1 protein-coding gene is annotated in these 531 nt (G+C 61.0%); it reads left to right on the top strand.

Going from position 1 to position 531, the window contains the following annotated elements:
* On the top strand, positions 1-531 hold a 531-nt coding region (locus tag AS26_RS13665; protein WP_157068528.1), incomplete at both ends, for an IS256 family transposase.

The raw sequence follows: 531 nt of genomic DNA, 5'->3' as shown, positions 1-531 counted from the left end.
GCGGCTGTCATCCAGGAGGCTTACGTGAAGGGCGTCAGCACCCGCAAGGTGGACGACCTTGTGCGAGCCCTTGGATTGGAGGGCATCAGCAAAAGTGAAGTTTCTCGTCTGTGTCAGCAGATGGACGAGACCGTGCAACAGTTCAAAGAACGGCCGCTGGAACACGAGTATCCGTACGTGTGGCTCGACGCTACCTTCCCGAAGGTTCGGGAAGGCGGTCGCGTGCAGAGCATGGCTTTGGTGATTGCGATTGGGGTGACAGACACCGGTGAGCGAGAAGTGCTTGGGTTTGACGTCGGCACGAGCGAGGACGGCGCGTTTTGGACGGATTTTCTCCGAAGCCTGAAAGCCCGCGGACTGCGGGGCGTACGGCTGGTCGTCAGCGACGCACACGCGGGTTTGCGCCAAGCGATTGCCGAGGTGCTCACAGGTGCCACCTGGCAACGATGCAAGGTGCACGCACTGCGCAACGTGCTGAGTCAGGTGCCGAAGAAGGAGCAGGCGATGGTCGCATCCATCCTGCGGACGATC

The sequence above is a fragment of the Alicyclobacillus sendaiensis NBRC 100866 genome (genome assembly GCF_001552675.1).
GTDB lineage: Bacteria > Bacillota > Bacilli > Alicyclobacillales > Alicyclobacillaceae > Alicyclobacillus > Alicyclobacillus sendaiensis.
This window is presented reverse-complemented; position numbering and strand designations above follow the sequence as displayed.